This is a genomic window from Pseudoalteromonas sp. Cn5-37, from assembly GCF_021532495.1.
Classification (GTDB): domain Bacteria; phylum Pseudomonadota; class Gammaproteobacteria; order Enterobacterales; family Alteromonadaceae; genus Pseudoalteromonas; species Pseudoalteromonas simplex.
The window spans coordinates 76,291-83,711 of sequence record NZ_JAKGBA010000015.1; the positions used below are offsets into that span (position 1 = coordinate 76,291).

6 protein-coding genes are annotated in these 7,421 nt (G+C 39.6%); 2 read left to right on the top strand and 4 right to left on the bottom strand.

Annotated features, from left to right (window positions below):
* Window positions 1–31: 31 nt before the first annotated feature.
* From L1266_RS15595 to L1266_RS15610, 4 genes are all read right to left on the bottom strand, one after another.
* A complete protein-coding gene (locus tag L1266_RS15595; protein ID WP_235377865.1) occupies window positions 32–2,377 on the bottom strand; it encodes an arylsulfatase in 2,346 nt (781 codons plus the stop codon).
* A gap of 605 nt (window positions 2,378–2,982) precedes the next feature.
* Window positions 2,983–3,693, bottom strand: coding sequence for an arsenical resistance protein ArsH (arsH, locus tag L1266_RS15600; RefSeq protein WP_054553483.1), 711 nt, complete (start codon window positions 3,691–3,693; stop codon window positions 2,983–2,985).
* A gap of 63 nt (window positions 3,694–3,756) precedes the next feature.
* Window positions 3,757–4,293, bottom strand: coding sequence for an RNA polymerase sigma factor SigZ (gene sigZ, locus L1266_RS15605; RefSeq protein WP_235377866.1), 537 nt, complete (start codon window positions 4,291–4,293; stop codon window positions 3,757–3,759).
* A 95-nt stretch (window positions 4,294–4,388) separates the two neighbouring features.
* Window positions 4,389–5,963 carry an arylsulfatase gene (locus tag L1266_RS15610; RefSeq protein WP_235377867.1) on the bottom strand — a complete coding sequence of 525 codons (1,575 nt, stop codon included), beginning with the start codon at window positions 5,961–5,963 and terminating at the stop codon, window positions 4,389–4,391.
* Between the two features lie 313 nt (window positions 5,964–6,276).
* On the opposite strand from L1266_RS15610, the gene L1266_RS15615 reads away from it, so the two are divergent.
* Both L1266_RS15615 and L1266_RS15620 read left to right on the top strand, forming a co-directional pair.
* Window positions 6,277–7,095 carry a hypothetical protein gene (locus tag L1266_RS15615; protein ID WP_235377868.1) on the top strand — a complete coding sequence of 273 codons (819 nt, stop codon included), beginning with the start codon at window positions 6,277–6,279 and terminating at the stop codon, window positions 7,093–7,095.
* A 61-nt stretch (window positions 7,096–7,156) separates the two neighbouring features.
* Window positions 7,157–7,421: helix-turn-helix domain-containing protein (locus L1266_RS15620; protein WP_235377869.1), on the top strand; the 265-nt coding region annotated here is incomplete at its 3' end.

Below are 7,421 nucleotides of genomic sequence, written 5' to 3' on the forward strand. Positions count from 1 at the left end.
TGTGCTGCAGCACACCTTTTAATTTAGTTATTTACTTCAAAACATATTCAATTTTATGTAATTGACCAGTAAAAGCGAATGGTGCTTTATCGTAGTAGCTTCGGGTAACTGTTGAGCCAAGATCCTGACCAACATCAAGCGTTTCAGTGGCTGAATAGCGAACCGGAGGCACTTTATCCACTTTGCCAGAGGCAACCTTTTTACCGTTTACTATCAGTGTCGCTTGGCCGCCGTTAGGTGCTTTTCCTTGTTGGGTATATTCAAGGGTAAGCGTGACCTCGCCAGTAGGTAAAGCTTGTTCAGATTTAACAACATAGTGGTGCTCGTTAAAGAAATTCATCACGTAAACAGGTTTACTGTCTTCAACATATAAGCTGTAGCCAGCGCTTGAACCTCCTACAGCAACTAATACACCTTCTACACCTTGCTTTGGTACATTAAACGTTGCCGTAATAGAATGCGAACGGCCATAAACAGCAGGTGCGCTCCCTTCAGGGATGCGATTAGTACCAGCTAAATAAGTAAACTGAGTTTTTCCTTTGGTTACACTGGGGCGTTCAGGATTAGTTGCACGTTCAACAAAGCGGTCATCTAATGGGTAAACATTAAATTTTTTCGCTTCTTGATCAAAAATTGAAATTAAAGTTCTTAATTTATCTGGGTATTTAGCAGATAAGTCAACAGCTTCAGAAAAGTCTTCTTCAATATTGTAAAGCTCCCATTTATCATTATCGAAACCAACAGAACCATTCAAAGCCCATGGTACTCCATGAAACGAAGCAGCCACCCAACCGTCATGATAAATAGCACGATGACCACCAGTTTCAAAATACTGAGTCGTACGTTTGCCTTTAGCATCTTTATCGTTCAGCGAGTACAGCATGCTCATACCAGCCATCGGCGTTTGCTCTACACCGTTAACAACTTTAGGCTCAGGAATGTGGGCTGCATCAAGTATGGTTGGTGCTATATCAATCACGTGATGAAACTGTGAGCGCAAGCCACCATGCTCTTTAATATATTTAGGCCATGACACAACAAGCCCATTTCGGGTGCCACCAAAATGTGAAGGGACACGTTTCATCCACTGGAATGGTGCTGAGCCTGCCCATGCCCAGCCAACAGGAAAGTGGTTCTCGTGCAGCGGGCCACCTAGCTCATCTATTTTAGCTAGTTGCCCTTTGATTGTGTCGGCAATGCCATTTTGCGTCATCATATTGTTAAGTGTGCCAGTGACGCTGCCTTCAGCACTTGGGCCATTATCACCAGCGATAAAAACAATCATGGTGTTATCAGCATCAGGTAACTGCGAAACCGCATCCAGTAATCGACCAACATGATAATCTGTGTGCGCAGTAAAGCCTGCGAACACCTCTTGGTGACGGCTAAATAGCTTTTTCTCGTCAGCAGAAAGAGAGTCCCATGCTTTTATTTCTTTAGGTCGTTCTGTAAGTTTAGTATTCTGTGGGGCTATACCAAGCGACTTTTGCCGAGCTAATGTTTCTTCGCGAACTTTATCCCACCCCTGATCAAATTGACCTTTAAACTTGTCGTTCCACTCTTGTGGTGCATGAAGCGGGGCGTGTGTTGCGCCTGTCGCAAAATACATAAAGAACGGCTTTTCGCTATCGATAGATTCTTGTTGCCCCATCCATTTGATTGCGTCATCAACCAAGTCTTCGGTTAAATGATAACCTTGCTCAGGCTTTTTAGGTGGTTCAACCGGTGTGGTGTTTCTGAATAATTGCGGTTCCCATTGGCTAGTTTCACCACCCTGAAAGCCATAAAAATATTCAAAACCTAGGCCTGTCGGCCAATGGTCAAATGGACCAATAGGGCTGGTTTCCCAGTCTGGAGTGTTGTGCCATTTACCCCAAGCCGCTGTGTTATAACCATTTTCTTTTAGAATCTGGGCAATACTCGCAGTTTCATCAGGCCAAACACTATGATAGCCAGGGTAGCCTGTTGAAAGCTCAGTAATTGTTCCCATGGCAACTTGATGGTGGTTTCTACCAGTAAGAAGAGCTGCGCGTGTTGGCGAACAAATAGCTGTGGTATGAAAGCGGTTAAACTTTAAACCTTCATTGGCTAGTTTATCGATTGATGGGGTTGGAATTGGGCCGCCAAAAGTACTAGGGTGACCAAACCCAAAATCATCTAATAAAATAACCACAACATTAGGTGCACCTTTTGGTGCTTTTATTGGTTGTGGATAATCTTGTTTAGAGTTTTCAAACGTTTTGCCAATCTGTCCTTGAAACTCTGGTGCGGCTATTGGTAAAACACTTCTATCTATTTCTTCAGATGCGTTCACTTGGGTAAACCCAGAAAGCAATAGCAATGAAATAATACTACCTACTCGTTTTAAACGATTCATCCCTTTCTCCATGGTAATAATTACCGACATGTTGGTATGTAATAGTGAGTATTTAGTCACTAACTTAGTAACTATAGTCCAAGGTAATTGTTTAAATAAAGTTCGTTTTGTGTTTTTAAAGGTTGTTTTTAGTGGTAATTCATTTTGATTAATCCATTAGGGTTGGTTCTTTGGATTTGAGCTTAATAACGGTTTTTAAATTTAATTTGAATCTATTAAAGTTAAGAAAAGACAGTATTTCTGCCGCCTCTTTTTGCTTCATAAAGGTGTAAGTCGACTCTTTTGGCTGCCTGTTCTGACGTTTCGTTTGGTGCAATTTCAATAACACCTAAGCTTATCGTTGCGCTTATATCCTCAGCTTTTGTTGTAAAGCCCTGAAAAATTGTTTATTTCGTTTTCTACTTCAGTAGCAGCAAGTTGAGAAGAGAATAATAGAAAGCAAAAAATCCTAAACATTTTAAATGTTACTTCGTCAGGAATTATTATCCATAATATTAATTTTGCAGATGTTCTGGTTAGCATTCATAGTGAATGTAGCAGGTTTGTTTTGGTCAAATAGCATAAGGCTGAACTTCATTGAACAGCCTTGTGGAAAGTTGTTAAAGCTAAGAGTTTGGTTCAAGCACTTTACTGTCATCCACTAATTTAGTTGTTTGTAAGTTCGCAGCCGCTTGTCTTTCGCTATATCGGTCTACGAGCCAGTCCAACTTGTCTCTGGTTAGTAAAGTAAATTTAATTAACTCTTCCATCACATCGACAATGCGCATTCTAAACGACGACTCTTTCATATTGCCAGCCTCGTCAAACTCTTGCCAAGCTTTTGCGACTGATGACTGATTTGGTATCGTTAACATACGCATCCAGCGACCAAGAATGCGCATGTTATTTACAGCATTAAAGCTTTGCGAACCGCCAGATACCTGCATTACGGCTAGCGTCTTACCTTGTGTTGGTCTAACAGCACCATCAGTAAGTGGGATCCAATCTATTTGATTCTTGAGCACAGCTGACATATTGCCGTGAATTTCAGGTGAGCACCAAACCTGTGCTTCTGACCATTTCACAAGCTCTCGCAGCTCTTGTACTTTTTGATTGTTTACTGACTCTCCATTATCAAATAATGGTAATCCATCTGGGTTAAATATTTTAACTTGAGCACCTAAGTGTTCAAGTATTCTTGCGGCTTCTTCACTCGCAAAACGGCTAAACGACGTTTCTCGTAAAGACCCGTATAAAATTAAAACTCGAGGTTTGCTTGTGCTTGCATTATCGAAAGTCGGGGTTACGTCAAACTTTGCATCATTTAAGTATTTCATTACATCTCCTGAATGATTGAGGCTTACCTAGTAAGACGTAATGTTTTTCAAAAAGACGAAGTGTTAGCAGAACTTTTTTTGTTTGGGATGGTAATCAACTAAGTTGCCGTACTTATCGATTTCAAAGTCACAACAACAATCGAATAATGCCTTCAATTTTGAGCGACTTTTTTGCAGCCTTGATTTGTAGGTTGAGTAACTGATGTTTAACTTCAAAGCTTCCTCTTTTTGAGAGTATCCTTCGAGATCTATTTTTCTAATTAGATCCGCTTCTTCTTCAGGCATAGCTTGTAAAAAAGGTTCAATGCACTTTATGAGTTCAGCTTTTACGGTTTTGTTTTCTTGTTGCGAAATAATATTATCAAGCTCTATTTCTACATGCTTATTTTGACGCCTATAAAAGTCAACAATAACATGGTGTGCTATTTGAAATAACCAAGCCTTTAAACTTCGCTGATCTTGTAAGTGATGAATATTAAGATGTGTTTTTAACAGAATATCTTGTAAAAGTTCTTCAACATCAGCAGGGTTCGATATTTTTGTGGTTAAAAAAGCACGTAAACTATTTTTGTATTCAAGCCAGATTTGTTCGATGGACATAATAGTATCGTTGTTGGGATTTAATCGTTAGTTTATCAAAAATAGTTCAGAGCCTGCATGTGGCAGGCTCATTTTAATTACTATACCAAATAAGATTAGAGTCCGAGTCCTATATCCGTATTTGGGTATTTTTTCATTGTGGCTATGTGTGCTTTCATAAACTTAGTCGCTTGAGGCATGCCCCATTCAAAATATTGGTGCCCTGTGCTTGCCATTTCTTTAGGGTCCATATTCAAATTGAAAACCCAAGGCGCCGTTCCGATATCTAATAAGAATGATGCATCAATGTTGCGTCTTGGCACTGCAGTATTGAACACTTTAAAATGAATTTTGTAGTCTAACCAGCGAAGTGCTGTGAAATCTTCACGGCTCCACATATACACAACTTGACGTCGTGATTTGCCATTATCAGCTAGTAAGAAAGCTGTTTGATCTATGCCATCGAAATACATATTACTCGGAAGCTCATCAATAACACCACCTAATCGTAAAGAAGTCATGTAGATATCGGTGAGGTCCATTAAGCCATTATTGACCTGCCCAGCAGATATCATGCCTTTCCAGTAAGTAATGCCGGGAATTCTAACTCCTCCTTCCCATGTTGTTCCTTTACCACCACGCCACGGCGAATAGCCACTATCTGACCAAGTATCTTCATTAGGGCCATTATCTGAAGTGAAAATAATCAGTGTATTTTCTAGCTGCCCTTTTTCTTTTAATAGAGCAACAAGTTCACCTGTAATATCATCAACTTCGACCATAGCATCGCGAACGGGCATTGCAGCTGGGCTTGCGCCTTTGTATTTTGGAGCTGGGTAGTTGTCGTTATGAATCTTTGAAAAAGAATGAATTAAATAAAATGGTTTCCCTTCATCAACAGCTTGGTTTATAAATTTTACAGACTCATCTCGCAATACCTGATCAATCATTGAGATATCTTCAATACTATTAATTGGATACGCAACTTCACGCTTACCACCTTTGCGGCCTTTTATCAGGCCTTCAGGACGCAGCTGAGATGCTTTAGTGTAAAGCTCTTTGTTCGTCATCATATCGGCATATTGGCGCTCTACCAAAAATTGGGTGTAATCTGATTGAACTGATGGGAGGCCATAGAAATAATCAAAACCTACCTCATGAGGAAGCATTCCCTTAGCTTCACCAACATGCCATTTACCGATTAGCGCCGTTTTATAGCCCACTTTAGATAATAGCTTACCTTGAGATACTTCTTTCTCCCACGGATTTTGTGTCACTTTATCGCCAGTTAGAATAGGGCGAACTAAGCCACTTCTTACGGGTAATCTACCAGTTGTCAGTGCAGCTCGAGAAGATGTGCAAGTTGGTTGTGAATACATTGATGTGAGGCGAAGCCCTTCGTTTGCCAGTTTATCTATATTAGGAGTGGGAGCACCTATCGCTGCACCGCCACCATACACTCCAGGGTCACCCCAGCCTAAATCATCTACTAGTAAAACAAGAACATTTGGTTTTCTGCCTTGCTTAGCTTCGAGATTCTTTAGCTTTGAGGCCGCAACTTTCTCTTGTTCAGGGCGAGGAATGGCTGGCTCCATATTTGGCTTTTCAACGATTGCATCATTGAATACATTTTTTTCTGCAACCACAGAAAATGATGCGATTAACAGACTGAGAACTAAAAACCTTTTCATACTTTACTCCTTGTTAAGGGGGATGAATTCATTCATATATATTAACTGTTTGATATAAAAATAATTATTCTGAATTTTTAGTCTTTATTAAGAATATCAGCTGTTGGAAATATGGCCAGTTTTATTGTGCTAGTTTTGCGAGGAACTGAATTTAATGGCGAGCTTATTAATTCTAGAATGAAATTTTAGTTCGTGTTTTTTTATAATCACTAAAGGTATGGCGTTGCTATAAGTTTTATCTCAAAAATATGATTTTTGTGCCTTAAATGGTATTGTCCTCAGTGTAAATTTAATTAAAAGGAATTACTTTTTTATGCTAAATAAAATGCTTCTTAGTGGTGCTTTTCTATTTTCTGTTACTGCAATGGCTGACATGCCAGCCTACTTTAATAATGAGATAGATCAAGAGTATCGCGCGGTTTTAAAGCACATGGATGAAATGATGCCGCAAACCGATTTAGAGCTTGCTTACTTACCCTCTTTTTACCCGTTTAGCATCTTTGATATTCATGCCACAAAATTGAAAAATGACAAAGATAAGCAAGCGTTTACTAACTTTAATTTAGGCGTGCTTGGTAGTCAGTTTTTAAATGTAGAACCGCAGGTTGGAACAAAACTTCCTAATTTAGTTATTTGTAAAAAAGATAAGTGTACGGAACAAAGGCTAAAGCAAATTAGCTCATTTTTAGCTGTATCGGAGGAGCAAATCTTAGCTTTTAAAAATAACATTAGCTTGAACCTTGTACAATTAACTGCGCCGAATGTTTATCGTATTAACAATACTTTTTACTCCCCAACTCAATTATTAAGCTATACACCATCAAAGTATGCGGGTTTTGTACCATCTGCCGATTATAAAATTCTATCACCTGATACAGCCTCTAGTTTGATGGAGCTATCAGCTTATTCTCAAAAGCTCAGAGATTTAATGATTAAACATAAAGTTGCAGCTGTCACAAAAGATAAGAATGACAGCGTAAATGTAATTTTTGGCGGCCTTAGCGATAATCATTGGGGGGTGGTACTTTTAGACAAAAGTAATATACCTAGGAAAGGTGATAGAAATGCAATTGGCCTTGAGTATGACGCCCGAATTCAGATAATAAGTGCACCACTCATGGTTAAACGGTGAGAAGAGATCAACTGCCTGTTGGTGGTACTCTATCGTCGCCAAACAAACAGAAGCATTTACCATGAGTTACAAGCAGTTGATCGCAGGACAAAGATACCAGATAGAAGCCTACTTACGCGAGGGCTTTAGTTATCGTGAGATAGGCAAACGCCTGAAAGTCAGTCATAGCACCATTAGCCGAGAAATCAGACGAAATAGAATCCGGGAAAATCACTATCTACCCGAAGTCGCCCAGGCAAAGACACTCAAAAGGCGCGTTCAAGCCGCAAAGTCGTGTCTATCTAAGCTGACCATCACCTTTGTTGAGTTCGGATTAAAACAAAAGT

Excerpts from the sequence above, each read along its gene's own strand:
- sigZ (WP_235377866.1), bottom strand. The coding sequence starts at position 4,293 with ATGTCCATCGAACAAATCTGGCTTGAATACAAAAATAGTTTACGTGCT.
- L1266_RS15595 (WP_235377865.1), bottom strand. The coding sequence starts at position 2,377 with ATGAATCGTTTAAAACGAGTAGGTAGTATTATTTCATTGCTATTGCTT.
- arsH (WP_054553483.1), bottom strand. The coding sequence starts at position 3,693 with ATGAAATACTTAAATGATGCAAAGTTTGACGTAACCCCGACTTTCGAT.
- L1266_RS15610 (WP_235377867.1), bottom strand. The coding sequence starts at position 5,963 with ATGAAAAGGTTTTTAGTTCTCAGTCTGTTAATCGCATCATTTTCTGTG.
- L1266_RS15615 (WP_235377868.1), top strand. The coding sequence starts at position 6,277 with ATGCTAAATAAAATGCTTCTTAGTGGTGCTTTTCTATTTTCTGTTACT.